Source organism: Microbispora sp. H11081, assembly GCF_012999535.1.
In the GTDB taxonomy this organism is placed as follows: domain Bacteria; phylum Actinomycetota; class Actinomycetes; order Streptosporangiales; family Streptosporangiaceae; genus Microbispora.
In genome coordinates, this window is the sequence record NZ_JABBWV010000005.1 from 56,494 (window position 1) to 72,159 (window position 15,666).

At 70.8% G+C, this 15,666-nt stretch carries 12 protein-coding genes and 1 tRNA gene; 5 read left to right on the forward strand and 8 right to left on the reverse strand.

The window, feature by feature from the left end:
* Nucleotides 1-89: 89 nt before the first annotated feature.
* Nucleotides 90-1,397: a metallophosphoesterase gene (locus HHX31_RS15135; protein ID WP_311931801.1), complete on the reverse strand. Its 1,308-nt coding sequence runs from the start codon at nt 1,395-1,397 to the stop codon at nt 90-92.
* A gap of 163 nt (nt 1,398-1,560) precedes the next feature.
* The gene (topA, locus tag HHX31_RS15140) at nt 1,561-4,239 is read right to left on the reverse strand and encodes a type I DNA topoisomerase (RefSeq protein WP_396711041.1); all 2,679 of its coding nucleotides are present in this window, start codon (nt 4,237-4,239) and stop codon (nt 1,561-1,563) included.
* 269 nt (nt 4,240-4,508) lie between these two features.
* On the opposite strand from topA, the gene HHX31_RS34335 reads away from it, so the two are divergent.
* Nucleotides 4,509-4,694 carry a DUF5703 family protein gene (locus tag HHX31_RS34335; RefSeq protein WP_142624889.1) on the forward strand — a complete coding sequence of 62 codons (186 nt, stop codon included), beginning with the start codon at nt 4,509-4,511 and terminating at the stop codon, nt 4,692-4,694.
* Nucleotides 4,695-5,047: 353 nt separating this feature from the next.
* Here HHX31_RS34335 and HHX31_RS34340 read toward each other — a convergent pair whose 3' ends face one another.
* The 3 genes from HHX31_RS34340 to HHX31_RS15155 all read right to left on the reverse strand — a co-directional run bounded on the left by HHX31_RS34340 (nt 5,048) and on the right by HHX31_RS15155 (nt 9,358).
* Nucleotides 5,048-7,108 (reverse strand): chaplin family protein, encoded by a 2,061-nt coding sequence (locus HHX31_RS34340; protein ID WP_169948927.1) that lies wholly within the window; start codon nt 7,106-7,108, stop codon nt 5,048-5,050.
* Between the two features lie 204 nt (nt 7,109-7,312).
* Nucleotides 7,313-7,942, reverse strand: coding sequence for a hypothetical protein (locus tag HHX31_RS15150; protein ID WP_211589803.1), 630 nt, complete (start codon nt 7,940-7,942; stop codon nt 7,313-7,315).
* 120 nt (nt 7,943-8,062) lie between these two features.
* Nucleotides 8,063-9,358 (reverse strand): M20/M25/M40 family metallo-hydrolase, encoded by a 1,296-nt coding sequence (locus HHX31_RS15155; RefSeq protein ID WP_169948929.1) that lies wholly within the window; start codon nt 9,356-9,358, stop codon nt 8,063-8,065.
* Nucleotides 9,359-9,557: 199 nt separating this feature from the next.
* Here HHX31_RS15155 and HHX31_RS15160 point away from each other — a divergent pair.
* Nucleotides 9,558-9,643 (forward strand) — tRNA-Leu (locus tag HHX31_RS15160).
* 120 nt (nt 9,644-9,763) lie between these two features.
* Here HHX31_RS15160 and HHX31_RS15165 read toward each other — a convergent pair.
* Nucleotides 9,764-12,256, reverse strand: a complete 2,493-nt coding sequence (locus tag HHX31_RS15165) for a SpoIIE family protein phosphatase (protein WP_169948930.1) — start codon at nt 12,254-12,256, stop codon at nt 9,764-9,766.
* A gap of 236 nt (nt 12,257-12,492) precedes the next feature.
* Complete coding sequence (locus HHX31_RS15170) at nt 12,493-12,987, reverse strand: DUF1707 domain-containing protein (protein ID WP_169948931.1); 495 nt, start codon at nt 12,985-12,987, stop codon at nt 12,493-12,495.
* Between the two features lie 169 nt (nt 12,988-13,156).
* Here HHX31_RS15170 and HHX31_RS15175 point away from each other — a divergent pair, with 169 nt between their 5' ends.
* From HHX31_RS15175 to HHX31_RS15185, 3 genes are all read left to right on the forward strand, one after another.
* Nucleotides 13,157-13,888 (forward strand): TetR/AcrR family transcriptional regulator, encoded by a 732-nt coding sequence (locus HHX31_RS15175; protein ID WP_169948932.1) that lies wholly within the window; start codon nt 13,157-13,159, stop codon nt 13,886-13,888.
* A gap of 48 nt (nt 13,889-13,936) precedes the next feature.
* On the forward strand, nt 13,937-14,353 hold the full coding sequence (locus HHX31_RS15180) for a hypothetical protein (RefSeq protein ID WP_169948933.1): 417 nt from the start codon (nt 13,937-13,939) through the stop codon (nt 14,351-14,353).
* A 153-nt stretch (nt 14,354-14,506) separates the two neighbouring features.
* Complete coding sequence (locus HHX31_RS15185; protein WP_169948934.1) at nt 14,507-15,109, forward strand: hypothetical protein; 603 nt, start codon at nt 14,507-14,509, stop codon at nt 15,107-15,109.
* Nucleotides 15,110-15,276: 167 nt separating this feature from the next.
* Here HHX31_RS15185 and HHX31_RS15190 read toward each other — a convergent pair whose 3' ends face one another.
* Nucleotides 15,277-15,642 (reverse strand): VOC family protein, encoded by a 366-nt coding sequence (locus HHX31_RS15190; RefSeq protein WP_169948935.1) that lies wholly within the window; start codon nt 15,640-15,642, stop codon nt 15,277-15,279.
* Between the last annotated feature and the right edge of the window lie 24 nt (nt 15,643-15,666).

A 15,666-nucleotide genomic window follows, 5' to 3' on the forward strand; every position in this document is an offset into this window, starting at 1 on the left:
GCTCGTCGCCTGAGGGTATTACGTCCGCCTCGTCCTCGCTGTCGAGATGGCGGCAATGTTCTGCTCGAATCCCGCGCGCGAGGCCGCGGTCAGGCCCGCAACTCGACGAGGGTGATCTCGGGCGGCGCGCCGACCCGCACCGGCGGCCCCCAGAAACCCGCGCCCCGGGTGACGTAAAGCCGGGTGTCGCCACCACCCGTACGCGGCACGCTCGCCAGCCCACCCACCACAGGCTGCTGCAGCGTCACCAGCAGGTTGAACGGCGCCATCTGCCCGCCGTGGGTGTGCCCGGACAGCTGGAGATCCACGCCGTGGGCGGCGGCCTCGGTCACCTGGACCGGCTGGTGGGCCAGGAGCACGACGGGCCGGTCCGCGTCGCGGCCCCCGAGCGCCTTGCCGAAGTCCGGGCCGTCGCCAGATGGCGCGCCGTTCAGGTCGTTGACGCCCGCCAGGTCGAGCACGGCTCCCCCATGGCGGATCTCGACCCGCTCGTTGCGCAGCGGCCGGATGCCGAGCGAGCGCAACTCCTCGATCCATTCCTCGGGACCCGCCGACGTGTAGTACTCGTGGTTGCCGGTCACGAAGTACGCGCCATAACGGGATTCGAGGGACCTGAGGGGCGTGGCGATGGGACCGAGTTCGGCGACGGTGCCGTCGACCAGGTCGCCCACGATCGCCACGGCGTCGGCCTCCAGGCCGTTGATCATCCGGACGATCCGCTCGGCGTGCCCCCGCCCGGTCAGCGGGCCGAGGTGGATGTCGCTGACGGCCGCGATGCGCAGGCCGTTCATCCGGGGGTCGAGCCTGGGCAGCCGCAACGCCACCCGCTCGATCACCGGGTCGCCGAGCGCCCGGCTCACGCCGTAGCCCACGGTCGCGATCGCGCCCGCCGCCACGATCCCGGAGGCCGTACGGGAGATGAACAGCCTGCGGTCCATCGCCGGCGCGCCCGCGCCCGTCCCTCCCGCTGCCGGCCCGCCGGTCGCGGCCGGGCCGTGCGCGGCGGATCCTCCCCCGGCCGCCGCGCCGGCGAGGACCACCTCGTCCACCGGCGCCGCCTCCTCCGCCGCCGGAGCCGCGGCCGTCGCCCGGCCGCGCCTGGACACGAGGAACGTCGCGACCGCCCTGGGCACCTCCATGACCAGCCCGAACACGAACAGGTAGAACATCAGGGCCAGCCACAGGTAGCCGGGCCAGGCCACTACGCGCTCCACGTCCATCCCGAAGGAGCGACTGCCGGCGAAGGTCACCACCATCAGGACCGCCAGTGCCAGCAGCACCCACGTCAGCACCCGGCGCGAGCGTGATCCCGGCCTCGTCGACGCTCTGACCAGCCGTCGCCATAAGTAAAGGTGCACGACGACCACGGCCGTCAGGATCATGCTCACGAACCCCACCGGAACTCCCCTCGACCGGCTGGCGATCAAGGGCCGGTTCACGACGATGGTACGAGTTCGCCCTGGGGTCCGAGTCCACTGTCCACAGCCTCGACCGGTTGTCCACAGGCGCGAGGCCGTGCCAGAGCCCCGGCCGCAAACGCCGGGGCTCTAGAACCGTGGCTCAGGACTTGGCGGCGGGTTTCTTCGCGGTGGTCGTCCTGGCGCGGGTCGTGCGCTTGGGCGCGGGCGCCCGCTCCCGCCGCTCGGCCAGCAGTTCCGCCGCCCGCTCCAGCGTGATGTCCTCGACCGTGTCACCCTTGCGCAGGGACGCGTTGGTCTCGCCGTCGGTGACGTACGGGCCGAACCGGCCCTCCTTCACCACGATCGGCTTCTTGGAGCCCGGGTCGTCGCCCAGCTCGCGCAGCGGCGGAGCGGCGGCGGCACGGCCGCGTCCGCGCGCCTTCGGCTGCGCGAACAGCTCCTTCGCCTGCTCGATCGTGACGGTGAGCAGGTCCTCCTCGGAGGCGAGCGAGCGCGAGTCCGTCCCCTTCTTGATGTAGGGCCCGAACCTGCCGTTCTGCGCCGTGACCTCCTCGCCGTCGAGCTCGCCGACGACCCTGGGCAGCTGGAGCAGCTTGAGCGCCTGGTCCAGCGTGATCGTGTCCAGCGACATCGTCTTGAACAGCGAGCTCGTCCGCGGCTTGGGGACGTCCGCCTTCTTCGTCCGCTTCTTGCCCTCGGCGGGCGCGGGCTCCTCGGGCAGGATCTCCGTGACGTACGGGCCGAAACGGCCGTCCTTGGCCACGATCGTCCGGCCGGTCACCGGGTCGACGCCCAGCTCGCGGTCGCCGCTCGGGCGGGAGAACAGCTCCTCGGCCTTCTCGGCGGTCAGCTCGTCGGGCGCCATGTCCTCGGGGATGTTCACCCGGGCGCCGTCGCGGTCGAGGTACGGCCCGTAGCGGCCGACCCTGATCACGATGTCCGTCCCCTTGATCGGGAACGAGCTGATCTCCTTGGCGTCGATCTCCCCGAGGTCGGTGACCATCTCCTTCAGGCCCTCGTCGCCGTCCCCGCCGCCGAAGTAGAACCTGCGCAACTCGGGCACCCGCTCGGCGCGGTCGTTGGCGATGTCGTCGAGGACCTTCTCCATGTCGGCGGTGAAGTCGTAGTCGACCAGGTTGCCGAAGTGCTGTTCGAGCAGGTTGACCACGGCGAACGCGAGGAACGACGGCACCAGGGCCGTGCCCTTCTTGAACACGTAGCCCCGGTCGAGGATGGTCCCGATGATCGACGCGTACGTCGACGGGCGACCGATCTCCCGGTCTTCCAGCTCCTTGACCAGCGACGCCTCGGTGTAGCGCGCCGGCGGCTTGGTCGAGTGCCCGAGCGCGGTCAGCTCGGCCGCGGTGAGCCCGTCGCCCTCGGTCAGCGTCGGCAGGCGCTTCTCGGAGTCGTCCCTGTCGGTCGAGGGGTCGTCCGCCCCCTCCACGTACGCCTTGAGGAAGCCGTGGAAGGTGATCGTCCGGCCGGTGGCGCTGAACTCCACCTTCTCGGCGGCGCTGGACGTGCCCGCGACCTTGACCGACACGGACTCGCCGACCGCGTCCTTCATCTGCGAGGCGACCGTACGCTGCCAGATCAGCTCGTACAGCCGGAACATGTCGCCGGACAGGCCGGTCTCGCCCGGCGTGCGGAACTCCTCGCCGGACGGCCGGATCGCCTCGTGCGCCTCCTGCGCGTTCTTCACCTTGCTGGTGTAGACGCGCGGCTTGTCCGGCACGTACGCCGCGCCGTAGAGCTTGATCGCCTGGCTGCGGGCGGCGGCGACGGCGGTCTCCGACAGCGTGATGCTGTCGGTACGCATGTAGGTGATGTAGCCGTTCTCGTACAGCCGCTGGGCCACCTGCATCGTGTACTTGGCGGAGAAGCCCAGCTTGCGGCTCGCCTCCTGCTGCAGCGTGGTCGTCCGGAACGGCGCGTACGGCTTGCGCGTGTACGGCTTGCGCTCGACCGAGCGCACGGCGTAGGGCACGCCGTCGAGACGGGCGGCCAGCGCCCTCGCGGCGGCCTCGTCGAGGTGGAGGACGTCGGCGCCCTTCAGTCGGCCGGTGGAGGCGAAGTCGCGGCCCTGGGCCACGCGCTTGCCGTCCACTCCGGTGAGGGTGGCGGAGAACGTCCGGGGGTCGTCGCCCGCGCGGCCGGTGTCGAACAGCGCCTGCAGGTCCCAGTAGTTGGCCGAGGTGAACGCCATCCGCTCCCGCTCGCGCTCCACGACCAGGCGGGTGGCGACCGACTGGACACGGCCGGCGGAGAGCCGCGGCTTGACCTTCTTCCACAGGACCGGGCTGACCTCGTAGCCGTACAGGCGGTCGAGGATGCGCCGGGTCTCCTGGGCGTCCACCAGGCGGAGGTTCAGGTCGCGGGGATTGGAGACGGCGTCCCTGATCGCGTGCGGGGTGATCTCGTGGAACACCATGCGGTGCACCGGGATCTTGGGCTTGAGCACCTCGCGCAGGTGCCAGGCGATGGCCTCGCCCTCCCGGTCCTCGTCGGTGGCGAGGTAGAGCTCGTCGGCTTCCTTGAGAAGCTGCTTGAGCTTGGACACCTGCGACTTCTTGTCCGGGTTCACGACATAGAGCGGCTCGAACTCGTGGTCGACGTTCACCCCGAGGCGGGCCCACGCCTCGCTCTTGTACTTCTCCGGGATGTCGTCGGCTTTCTCCGGAAGATCGCGGATATGGCCGATGCTCGATTCGACGATGTAGCCGCGCCCGAGGTACCCGGCGATCGTCTTCGCCTTCGCGGGCGATTCCACGATCACCAGGCGGGTTCCGCCGGCGTTGCCGTTGTTGGCTGGCACGCTGCTTCCTACCTCGCTGTCCGCTGTCATTCCCCGTGCTGCCGGGCTTCGTGGTCCCGGCTCAAGACACCCTCGTCGTCCGGGCCGGGGGGCGTTCACCCCCCAGGGGCGCCGACGAGGCGCCGCTTCGACGGTACCTGCCGTCGCACCTTCCTCCCCCTCGGGCTACCCGGTTATGTCCGGGAATGTAACCCGCCTGGCGCTGTTATCCACGGAGACGCAGAATAGAGCTCATCCAGTTCCCTAGCACGCCCCGGAGACCAATGGCTGTGCTCGACTACTCCTACCTGGACCTGTATCTCCCTCGGGACACCCCTCGTGAGGTGGCGAGGCAGATGCTCACGGAGCATGCCGAGCACGGGGACTGGGAACTTGAGCGACTACGCCTTTATCCCGACGGCAGCAGACGCGTCCGGCTGCGTCGGAAGATCATACGGGCCGCCAGGACCATGTGAGCCGCCGGGACGCGGACACGCACGGTCAAAAGGGTTTTGCCGTTCCCGGTCCGTCGGCGCGCGGATCACAGGTGCGCCGACCCCGTATTCAGAAACACTACTCGGCAAAAGGGCTTTGCCCGTCCCGGGCCGCGCCCCCGGAACGGGCAAAGCGTTCGTGCCTCCACCCACTGGCTGTGGGAAGGCGTCCTTGTCGCCCGCGCCGGGCGGCATCGCGACGGCCGGTTCGCCGCCGCCGCGCCAGGCGCGGGCGAGTGATATCCCTCGCCTCCGTCAGCCGCGCGCCGCGGGACCACTTCCGTACGGCCGTCGCCGCCGGATGCGTTCCCTGGCCGACACGCGCGGCCGTACGGCTACTTGCGGCCGATGCGGAGGCGGCGGGTGACGGCGAACAGGCTCGCCGAAGCGGCGAACATGGCACCGAGGGCCAGGGCGAGGAACGAGGCCGGGTTCATCCCGGTCAGGCCGACGGGCTGCTCGGCGCTCATCAGCTTGAGCCCGCTCAGCTTGCCCAGCGGCAGCACGTCGGTGGTCTTGCTCAGGTCACCGGCCGGAAGGCTGCGGGTCGCGTCGGCGACGGGCAGCGAGGCCGTGGCGTCCTCCAGCGTCTGCTTGGCGGGCAGCGCGCTGGTCGCGCCGCCGAGCGCGCCGGTGGTCTTGGAGACGGCCGCGGGGGCGCTGCCGCCCTTGTTCGCCTTGGCGGGGGCGCCGGGCAGGCTCGGCGTCTCGGGCAGGCCGAGCATGTTCGGCAGGGCGCCGATGACCGGAGCCGAGGGGTTCGAGGCGGCGCTCATCTGCTGCACCGTGTGCTTGCCGGACAGCACCGACGCACCCGGCATGGCCGGCATGACCGCACCGCGGGCGGCCTTGTGCCGCGGGTGGGCCCAGGAGCCGTGCTGGTTCCAGCCGCCGCCCACCTTGGCGCCGCCGAGGCAGCCCGCGGCGGCGTCGCCGAGCACGGCGACCGAGTTGCCGCAGACGTTGATCGGCGCGGTGATCGGGGCGACGATCTGGTTGCCCGCGAGGATCCCGTGCCTGCCCGAGGTGACGTTGCCGCCCGCGCCGGCCCCGCCGCCGAGCACCGCGGCGCCGCCGCGGCAGCCCGCCTGGGACCGGCCGATGACCGACACCGCGTTGCCGCAGACGTTGATCGGCGCGGTGATCGGCGCGACGATCTGGTTGCCGCCGAGGATCGAGCCGTGACCGGACGTGACGTTGCCGCCGGCCCCACGGCCGCCGTGCTTGCTCCAGCCGCCGACGACGGTCGCGCCGCCGCGGCAGCCCGCGAAGGCGTCGCCGACGATCGCGATGGCGTTGCCGCAGACGTTGACCGGCACGGTGATCGGCGCGACCACCTGGTTGCCGCCGCCGATGCTGTGCACCCCGCTGGTGCGGTTGCCGCCCGCGCCGCCGCCGGACCATCCGCCGTGGCCGTGACCGTGCCCGTGGTGACCGGGCTTGGAACCGCCCTTGCAGCTGCCCGAGCCGTTGCCGCACACGTCGACCGGTGTGGTGATCGGTGAGACCACCTGGGTGCCGCCGCCCACCGAGTAACGGCCGTCGGTGTCGTGGCCCTTCGAGCCGGGGCGGTGCGAGTGACCGCCGCCGTACCCGCCGTGACCCTTGTGACCGCCGTGGCCCTTGTGTCCACCGTGCCCCTTGTGGCCACCGTGTCCGCCGTGGCCGCCCACGGACGAGCCGCCGGTGCAGCCCGAGAACGCCTTGCCGATGACCGCGACGGAGTTGCCGCAGATGTTGATCGGGGCGGTGATCGGGACGACGACCTGGTTGCCGCCCAGGATCGAGCCGTGGCCGCTGGTGCGGTTGCCCCCGGCGCGGACGACGTCACGTCCGCCGCCGACGAAGGCGCCGCCACGGCACCCGGCGGTGGCGTCGCCGAACACGGCGATCGAGTTGCCGCACAGGTTGACCGGCGCCGTGATCGGCGCGACCACCTGGTTGCCGCCGCCGATGCTGTGCACCCCGCTGGTGCGGTTGCCGCCCGCGCTCGCGCGCTGTCCCGAGCCCTTGACCTCCGAGCCGCCGCGGCAGCTCGCGTCGGACCTGCCGATGACCGACACCGCGTTGCCGCAGGCGTTGACCGGGACGTTGATCGGCGCGACCACCTGGTTGCCGCCGAGGATGCTGCCCGCTCCCGAGGTCTTGTTCTGGCCGGCGCCCACGCCCGCGCCCTGCACGGCGGCGCCGCCGAGGGAGGAGGCCCTGGACTCGCCGACGACCGCGACGGCGTTGCCGCTGATGTCGATCGGCAGGGTCACCGGGATGTCGACCTGGTTGCCGCCGAGAATCGAATGGCTGCCGTCGGTGTCCGCGTAAGCCGTACCGCTGCCGAGGGCCATGACGCCGGCGGCCAGAAACGCCGCGGAGGCCGGGCCCTTCGCCCACGTTCGCATAATGAATGCTCCTAGTGGTTTTCTTAGGGGGTTACCTGACAGCTCGCGACACATGTCCAGGCTGTTCGAGCACAGCGGAGCCGTGGACGGTCACGAGGATGGGAGATTCCGCGTCACCCGCGGGAGCCTGCCGCCCGGGCACCACGAGCGAGGGCAGGCGATGGCACCGGTCGCCGTACGACGGGGACCGGCACGAAGGCGGGATCAGTCAGGAGAGAAAGACGGGTCGTCCGCCGCTGTGCGGACCACCGGGGGAACAACCGCCGCCAGTGGGGCGGGCAGCTTGGTGAAGCGCGGTTCGATCACGTTCCGCGCGACATCCCCGAACAGGATGTTTCCACCGCTCGACTGCGGGACCAGGCCCTGGTCTGCGGGCGCGTGGTCCACGGTGGAGGGCGGAGGGAGCAGCGGCTTCGACTGGCTCGTGAGCCCGTCGACCGTGCGCCCCGCCATCGCCTCGGCGTTCACCGAGACGTCGTCCGTCGCCGTGGGGAAACCGTCGGTGCTCTTCCCATGGGATCCGGCCCCGCCCGGTGAGGACGGCAGGCCGAGATCCGGACCTGAGAGATGGTCGGGAAGAACCGACCCGGCGACATCATGTGAGGGTGCGACCCCGGCCACGGACGTGGCCGTGCCGAAGACGCCGAAGATCACGCCGAGCAGCCATCCGGCGGCGATCAGCCCGCCGATGACCAGCAGGCGGCCCAGACGGGAGCCGGCCACGAACCGCGCCATCCGGCCCCGCCTGACGGAGCCGGGAGACGGGAGGGGAGACGTGACGCGCACGCCGGAAGCGGCGGAGGGCCTGTCGGCCCCCCACTGCTCCTGCGACATGCGCGTCACGCGACCTCCCCAAACCGATGAGTCGAACAGTCCGCCGGGTCAACCCGCAGCGGATCCAACCCCCAACGGAGAGTTACTGTAGCGCCACGGCACGTGATCGCAAGAGCTTTCTCAGCAGTATTCGAGGAAACGGTCAAGGACCCGAACGCCGAACCGGAGCGAATCGACCGGAACCCGCTCGTCGACGCCATGGAACATCCCGGAGAAGTCCAAGTCTTCGGGAAGCCGCAGCGGCGCGAAGCCGTACCCGCTGATGCCGAGACGGCTGAAGGCCTTGAGGTCGGTGCCGCCGCTCAGCGTGTACGGAACGGCCCGCGCGCCCGGGTCCTCCTCGTGCAGCGCGTCCGCCATCGCCTTGACCAGCGGCCCCTTGAAGGGGGTCTCGACGGCCACGTCGTGGTAGACGAACTCCCTGGTCACGTTGGGCCCGAGCAGCTCGTCCAGGGTCTGGAAGAACTCGTCCTCGTACCCCGGCAGGAACCTGCCGTCCACGTGCGCGGTCGCGGCCTGGGGGATGACGTTCGCCTTGTACCCCGCCTGGAGCATGGTCGGGTTGGTCGTGTTGCGGAGAGTGGCGCCGATCATCCTGGCGAGCGGTCCGAGCGTGGCCACCGCCGCCTCCGCGTCCTCCGCCTTGACCTCCCTGCCGAAGACCTCCTCGAAGAACGCCTGCACGGTGGGCGTGAGCCTGACCGGCCACTTGTGGCGGCCGATCCTGCCGACCGCCTCCGCCAGCTCGGTCACGGCGTTGTCGTCGTTGAGCATGGAGCCGTGCCCGGCCCTGCCCTTGGCGGTCAGGCGCATCCAGGCGATGCCCTTCTCCGCCGCCTCGATCAGGTACATGCGGCCCTGGTCGGTGGTCACGCTGAAGCCGCCCACCTCGCCGACCGCCTCGGTGCAGCCCTCGAAGACCTCCGGGTGGCGCTGGGCCAGCCACTGGGCGCCGTAGTGGCCCCCGGCCTCCTCGTCGGCCGTGAAGACGAGCACGACGTCCCTGGGCGGCCTGCGGCCCTCGCTCAGCCGCCGCCGCACGACGGCGAGGATCATCGCGTCCATGTCCTTCATGTCGACCGCGCCGCGGCCCCAGACGCACCCGTCGGCGATCTCGCCGCTCAGCGGGTGGTGGGTCCAGTCGGCCGCGTCGAACGGCACGACGTCCAGATGGCCGTGGAGGACCAGGGCGTCCCTGCCCGGGTCGGTGCCCTCAACCCGGGCGACCACGTTCGCCCGCCCGGGGTCGGACTCCAGGATCCGCGGCTCCAGGCCCACCTCCGACAGCTTGCCCGCCACGTACTCCGCGGCCTCACGTTCCCCTGGCCCCGCGTTGTCCCCCGCGTTGACCGAGTCGATGCGGATCAGGTCGCGGCACAGCTCGGCGACCTCGTCCTCCCCGTAGCGTGGGGTCATTGCGCCTCCTCCTGCCGGCGGGCCCAACCGGGAGCCGGCCCGCCTTTCACGTCGTACGGCTCAAGCCTCCATCCTGCCGTCGTACAGGCGCGGCATTCACCCCGGGCTTGCGCGGGCCGATTCCCGGTGTGAAGCACGGCCAAGAGAGTGCTAACCTGTATCCGCCGACGCCGGATGACGATCCAGCGTGAGGCACCACGTCCGGGTGGCGGAATAGGCAGACGCGCTAGCTTGAGGTGCTAGTGCCCAGTGATGGGCATGGGGGTTCAAGTCCCCCCTCGGACACACAATCAACTGTGGGTTGAAGCCCGGTCCCAAGGACCGGGCTTCATGCTTTTCACCCCATGCCATCTACGGCCCGACCGGCCCTGTTCCGGCCGGCAGGGCCCGCCCTCTTGACGCGTCTTAAGCCGCCTCAGGGACTTCGCCGGATGTCCCGTCCGAGTCCGGCATGGGGGAAGGCAATGCCTGTTCGCACCAGATTGTCTTGCCATTGGCCGTCTGCCTCGCGCCCCAGCCCTGCGTGAGCCGTGCGACCAGCAGCAGTCCTCGGCCCCCCTCGTCGAAGACGCGCGCCCGGCGCAGATGCGGTGCGGTGCTGCTGCCGTCGGAGACCTCGCAGATCAGTGTGCGGTCGCGGATCATTCGCAGCTGGATCGGGCCGGTCCCGTGGCGCATGGCGTTGGTGACCAGCTCGCTCACCACGAGGCCGGTGACGAACTCCATTTCGTCCAGTCCCCACGCGAGGAGCTGCTCGATGGCGAGCTTCCGGGTGGGCGCGACCAGGGCCGGGTCGGCGGGGATGTCCCACGTGGCGATCCGGTCCGGGGAGAGGGCTCTTGTGCGCGCGAGGAGAAGGGCCGCGTCGTCGGCCGCGCGGCCGTCGAGCAGGGCGCCGGTCACGGTGTCGCAGGCGTCTTCGAGTGATGCCGCCGGCAGCGCCAGTGCGCGGCGCATCTCGGCGAGGCCCTGGTCCATGTCACGGGCGCGGGATTCGACCAGGCCATCGGTGAACAGGGCGATGACGGTGCCCGCGGTCAAGCACAGCTCGATGCTTTCGAAGGGTAGGCCGCCGATTCCGAGAGGGGGGCCCACCGGCCCGGTCACCTGTTCCGTGGTGCCGTCGGGAGCGATCAGAACAGGCAGCGGGTGACCGGCGGTGGCCGCGGTGCACAGGCGCGAGACGGGGTCGTAGACGGCGTACAGGCACGTGGCGCCCAGCTCGGCGAACGCGGCCGTGTCGCCTTCCGCCACGCCGGGCTGTTCATCGCTGGTGAGGTGGATGACCAGGTCGTCCAGGTGGGTGAGGAGCTCGTCAGGTGGCAGGTCGACGTCGGCCAGGGTCCGTACGGCGGTGCGCAGCCGACCCATCGTGGCGGCGGCGTGGATGCCGTGACCGACGACGTCCCCGACGACGAGGGCGACCCGGCAGCCGGACAGCGGGATCACGTCGAACCAGTCGCCGCCCACCCCTGACTGAGGGCTCGCCGGCAGATAACGGAAGGCGACCTCGACCGCCGGCTGCTCGGGCAGCCGCTGGGGCAGCAGACTGCGCTGCAGGGTCAGCGCGGTGGTGCGTTCACGGGTGTAGCGGCGGGCGTTGTCGATGACGACACCCGCTTTGGCGGTCAGTTCCACCGCGTAGGACAGGTCCTCCTCGTCGAATCGCCCGGGGAGGCGCGAACGCCAGAAGCTGATGACGCCCATCCGCATCCCCCGGGCCCGCAGCGGGGTCGTGATCAGGGAATGGACGCCGCGGGCCAGGATCCGATCGGTCTCTTCCGCGTCAGGGGAACGCCACGCGGTGGAAGCCCGCAGATCGGGCTCGATCACGGCGAGGCCGCCGTCGAAACTGCGGGCCTGAGGCGTGGACGGGGCCCACGTGATCGGCACGCCGGGCGGGCGGAACGACGCGGTGTCCTCAACGCATCCGACGGCCACCCGGCACAGGGTCTCGCCCTCGTCCGGCTTGTGGTCATCGCCTCGCAAGACGGCCGCTGTCAGGTCGACCGTGACGAAGTCGGCGAACTCGGGGACCACCACCTTCACCAGTTCTTCGGCGGTCCGCCGCACATCGAGGGTGGTGCCCACCGCCGTGCTGGCGTCGTACAGCAGCTTGAGGCGTCTGTGCGCCTTCTCCGTCAGCTCGCGGCTCTCCTCCAGCGAGCGCCCCATGGTGTTGAACGCGGCCTCGAGTTCGCCGATCTCACCCGCACCGGTTTCCGGCATGCGCGCCGTGAGGTCTCCGTCGGCGAGCCGGGAGGCGACGGCGGCCGCCTTGCGGATCGGCCGGACGATCGACCGGATCAGGTAGGTGTCGAAGAGAAGGATGAGCACAATAGAGCCCGCCACACTGACCGACGCCGCCACGGTGGCCAGGACAGCGGCATCGGCGGCACGTGCCTGTCGCGAGGCGAGGGTCTGGTCCTCGAAAGCCACGAAGCGCTGGAACTGGCTCCTGATCGCGTCGACTCGGCGCTTCCCGTCCTGCGTCACCGCCACCGTGCGGGCGGCTGCCGGGTCTCGCCGCGCGGCCTCCACGACCGGAACCGAATAGTCGCGAATGTAGGTTTCGATGGATTGCTTGATCTGGCGCGCCCGGTCGCCCTGCGCGGGGCTGTACGCGCTCGCGAGCCGCTCCAGGGCGGCCGCCTGCCCGGGGATGGAGGCACGGGCCTGTCTCCACGGCTCCAGCAAGCTCTCGTCCCCGGCGATGATGAACCCCCGCTGACCGGTCTCGAGATCGATCACGAGCCTCTGGAGGTGGTTCGCCGTCGTCAGCACATGCCTGGAGTGGTTCGCGAGGTCCACCGCGTCACGAAAACCCGCGATCGCCGGAAGGAGGAACCCGAAGGCGCTGCTGATGAGGCCCAGGATCAGCGCGCTCACCACGATCATGCGCCGGATAAGTCCGCCTTTTCCCTCACCCCATCGCGTACGCCGCGCCTCTCCCACCCGTATGGCATGCCTCGTGACCAGCAGGGATATCTCTTAATTCGCCATATTACGACCGCGACTCCTTCGCTCCGTGAGAGCCCTGAACGTTCCACCATGTCCGGTCTGCGGGGACCGAAGCTCGGCGGGGTCAGCGGAGCGCCGGTTCCGCGACCCGGCGGGCCACCCTGGTGAGGTGGTCAAGCGATCGATGCGGACCTATCCCGGCGTTCGCGGGCGCGGATCGCCAGGGTCACGGGTACGACGTGGCCCAGCACTCCCACTCCCCAGCCGAAGACGGGCCAGATCGGCCACGGATACCAGAAGTCCGTCGCCCGTCCGACGAGGAGCCAGACGGCCACCAGGAGAAGTGAGGTCCCGGCGTAGACGCCGGCGTGGATGCGCATGCCGAGCCTGGCCGCCGTGACCGTACGGGCCCGGCGCCGCGCCCTGTCCCTCGACGTACGGAGCTTCGGCGGCAGGTCGGCGAGGAGTGCGTCGATCTCGGTGCGGTGACGCGCCCGCGCGGCGGCGTCGAGACGCTCGTCGAACTCCTCCTTGGTGAGGTAGCCGGTGCTGTAGGCGTCACCGAGCAGGTCGACGGCACGGTCGCGTTCGGCGGCGCCGACCCGGCGCGCGGCGGCCGGGATACCGGCGGGTTCGGCGCTCAGCACGGCACCGGAGTCGATGTTCACGAGGGCCTCCAGGGTCGGACGGACGATGACCGGACGGGGAGAGACGTGCGACGCGTGCGGGCGGCACGGCCGCCCGCCTGTCACCGGCTTTCCGCGAACAAGGGTAATCCTTACTAATTGGGATAGCTATAGTTAACACTGTAAACACCAGCCCATGGAAGGAGAGCCGATGGAGGAGCCCGTGACCCCCGGTCCTTCACGGCGCCAGAGGGTCCGCGACGCGACGCTGCGTGAGCTGATCTCGGTGAGCCGGGAGATCCTGACGAGCCAGGGGGCCGAGGCGCTGACGATCCGAGCGGTCGCCCGGGAGATGGGCATGACCCCGCCCGGCATCTATCGCTACTTCGACAGCCACCGCGCCCTCGTCGACGCCGTCATAGTGGCGATCCTGGACGAGCTCACCGAGTTCGTCGCCGCCAGGATCGGCGAGGTGGACGAGGCGGACACCGCGCGCCGGCTCGTCGTCGCGAGCAGGGCACTGCGGTGCTGGGCTATCGAGCACGCCAGGGAGTTCCACTTCTCCCTCGTCGTGGCGTCGCAGGAGCAGGAGAACCCGGCGGTCGCCCGGGCGCGGCGCCAGGTGGGCAGGCTGTTCGCCGACGTCTTCGCCGGCGTGTGGCGGGACCATGGCGTCGACTCCCCCGCCGGCCGGTCCCGCAGGCCGCGGATCGAGCCGCTGGCCGAACGCTTCGTCCAAGGGCTGGAGATCTCGCTGCCCACCACCTCCGCCACGGTTGCCTTCACCCGCGGGTGGCTGCGGCTCTACGCACTGGTCTGCGTGGAGTCGCTCGGCCTCACCCGGGCGATCGGCGACGAGGCGGGCGACCTGTTCGAGGCGGAGCTGGCCGACCTCGCGCGGGCGCTCGGCATTCCCGATGCCGCCCTGGACCCCGGCCGCTGACGTCCCGCGCGGCCGACCCCTCTCGATCATGTCCTTTCAGGAGAGCCCATGACCCCCCTGCAGCTCAGCCAGCCGACCCAGGCGATCGCCGGCGTCGTCCTGCTGACCGTCGTGACCATCGAGTTCGGCGGGTGGTTCCTCACCAGGATCGTCCGCGGTCAGGTGCCGATGACGCCCTTCCAGCAGACGTTCGCCCGCGCCGGGCACGCCCACGCGGGGGTGCTGGTCACTCTCGGGCTGGTCTGCCTCCTCTTCGTCGACGCCACCGATCTCGACGGCGTCGCCCTGTGGACGGCCCGGCTCGGTGTGCCGGCCGCCGCCGTGCTCATGTCCGCCGGTTTCTTCCTGTCGTCCCTGGAGCGGGGCGCGACCCGGCCGAACCGGCTGATCGTCCTGCTCTGGATCGGCGCGCTCTGCCTGGCGGCGGGCGTGCTGGCCCTCGGCATCGGCCTGCTGACGAGCTGAGCGGGCACGGGCCGGGCCGAAGGTCCCACGATCACGGGGACTTCGGGGCGCACGCGGCGTGCCGTACGGCACCAGCGGCGGGACGGGTGATCGCGGTTTGCTTGAGGTGTCAAAGAGAGAGCAAAGACGCGAACACGCTGAAAGGGGCCGGTCATGGCCATCACCGAAGGGCGCAACCAGAGGAAGCACCGCCTCTACGACGCCGCTCCCGCCGCCACGGTCACGGTCCCCGCCCCCCGTGCGCACACCGAGACGCTCCCCGCCGCAGGCACCGGCCCCGCCCGGTTCGCCTGGGCCGCCGCCCGCATCGCCCTCGGCTGGGTGTTCCTGTGGGCCTTCCTGGACAAGATGTTCGGCTTCGGCTTCGCCACCCCCGCCGCCAAGGCCTGGATCAACGGCGGCAGCCCCACCACCGGCTTCCTCAAGGGCACCGCCGACAACACCCTCGGCGGCCTGTTCAACGCCCTCGCCGGACAGCCCTGGGTCGACTGGCTGTTCATGACCGGCCTGGCCGGCATCGGCACCGCACTCATCCTCGGCATCGGAATGCGCATCGCCGCCACCACCGGCACCCTGCTCCTGCTGATGATGTGGGCCGCCGCACTGCCCCTCACCACCAACCCCTTCATGGACGACCACATCGTCTACGCCATCGTCCTCATCGGCCTCGCCCTCGCCAACGCCGGCGCCACCCTCGGACTCGGCAAGGCATGGGCCGCCACCCCGCTGGTCCGCCGCCTCCCGATCCTGAAGTAGACCCCGGCAAGCTCCGGTGCCCACCCCCAGCCCCCTGGGGGTGGGCACCGGCATGTCCGGCTGTGCATCGGATCGAATTCCCGGGGTACGCGTGAGCGGGAGAGTGCGCTACGGGGTCCACGCGGGGCGCGGCGGGCAACCACCGTCACGTCCCGCGTGGCCCCCGTTCACCTGTCGTGGACGGTGACCACGTACCCGTCCGGGTCGCTGAAGGAGAACGTCCGGCCGAACGGCCCGTCGACCGGCGCGGACACGATCGGCACCCCGGCCGCGGTGAGCTCGTCGTGGAGCCGCTGGGCGTCGTCGGCTTTGAACCACAGCGCCACTCCGAGGCCAGGACGCGGGGCCGCCTCCAGGTCGACGCCGGGCAGCGGCTCGCGCACCGCGAACGGAATGGGCGTGGTGGCGAACACCACGGCGTGCGGCGGTCCGGCGGAGTCACGCCGCAGCCCGAGGCGCTTCTCGTAGAACGCGGCCGCGGCTTCCAGATCGCGCACCTGCAACGCCACGAAGTCCACTCCGGTGACGGTCATGATTCCTCCTATGTCAGAGCTTTG

What these genes read in the sequence shown, in the direction of transcription:
- HHX31_RS15180 (WP_169948933.1), top strand. Translation starts at nt 13,937, where the DNA reads ATGACCCCCCTGCAGCTCAGCCAGCCGACCCAGGCGATCGCCGGCGTC.
- HHX31_RS15165 (WP_169948930.1), bottom strand. Translation starts at nt 12,256, where the DNA reads ATGATCGTGGTGAGCGCGCTGATCCTGGGCCTCATCAGCAGCGCCTTC.
- HHX31_RS15190 (WP_169948935.1), bottom strand. Translation starts at nt 15,642, where the DNA reads ATGACCGTCACCGGAGTGGACTTCGTGGCGTTGCAGGTGCGCGATCTG.
- HHX31_RS34340 (WP_169948927.1), bottom strand. Translation starts at nt 7,108, where the DNA reads ATGCGAACGTGGGCGAAGGGCCCGGCCTCCGCGGCGTTTCTGGCCGCC.
- HHX31_RS15155 (WP_169948929.1), bottom strand. Translation starts at nt 9,358, where the DNA reads ATGACCCCACGCTACGGGGAGGACGAGGTCGCCGAGCTGTGCCGCGAC.
- HHX31_RS15150 (WP_211589803.1), bottom strand. Translation starts at nt 7,942, where the DNA reads ATGTCGCAGGAGCAGTGGGGGGCCGACAGGCCCTCCGCCGCTTCCGGC.
- HHX31_RS15185 (WP_169948934.1), top strand. Translation starts at nt 14,507, where the DNA reads ATGGCCATCACCGAAGGGCGCAACCAGAGGAAGCACCGCCTCTACGAC.
- HHX31_RS15175 (WP_169948932.1), top strand. Translation starts at nt 13,157, where the DNA reads ATGGAGGAGCCCGTGACCCCCGGTCCTTCACGGCGCCAGAGGGTCCGC.